Annotated in this window: 1 pseudogene; it reads right to left on the reverse strand. The window is 68.9% G+C overall.

Features of this window, described 5'->3' with window-relative positions:
- Positions 1-167: 167 nt before the first annotated feature.
- Positions 168-707 (reverse strand): annotated as a pseudogene (locus tag MKK82_RS13370) (hypothetical protein); the annotation flags it as partial.

Here is a 707-nt window from a genome sequence, read left to right on the forward strand (position 1 = left end):
GCTTCACACCCAATCCGATGCCCTTTCCCTCGTCGACTTCATTCCGATCCATCGACCCCCTCTCCCCCGACCCCGCCGCCTCGATGGCTGCGTTTAGCGCCAGCGGGGACCTCCGATATCTCCACTCGATCCTACACTCGATCCCTTCCCGACTCGCTTCCGTTCTCTCAACCCGCCCTCCCCCGTCGCCGCCGCCTCGATCGCCGTGTTGGGCGCCCGCAGGTGCGTCCGCTCCCCCTCGCACCCGCAGCGTGGCTGGCCGCGTGTGGCCCCAGCGGGCGCTTGCGCTCCGAGATGTCGTTCACCGTCTTGATGGGGTCCCCGATCGTCTGGGTCTTCTCCGACAGGCTGACGATGTTGCCGGCCACTGCCGCCGCCTGCTCGCGGATCGCCTCCATCGCCTTGGCCGTGTCGGAGACCGCCCGCAGACCCTGGCGCGAGGTCTGCGCCGTCGCCTGCGCGGTCGCAATCACCTCCGTGGCCCGCTTCGAAATCTGCGCCCCCGAATGCGTGATCTCGTCCACCGTCGCCGCCGTCTCCTGCACCGCCGCAAACTGCTCCTCAACCGACGCCGCCTGCTCCTGCGCCGACGCACGGATCTCCGACGCAGCCGCGTTCAGGTCCGCCGTCGCCGCACGGTTCGTCCGCGCAAGATCCGAAAGCCCAGACACCATCGCGTTCAGAGTCCCCGATAGACGCCCGACCTC

This window comes from Methylobacterium sp. E-046, from assembly GCF_022829625.1.
GTDB lineage: Bacteria > Pseudomonadota > Alphaproteobacteria > Rhizobiales > Beijerinckiaceae > Methylobacterium > Methylobacterium longum.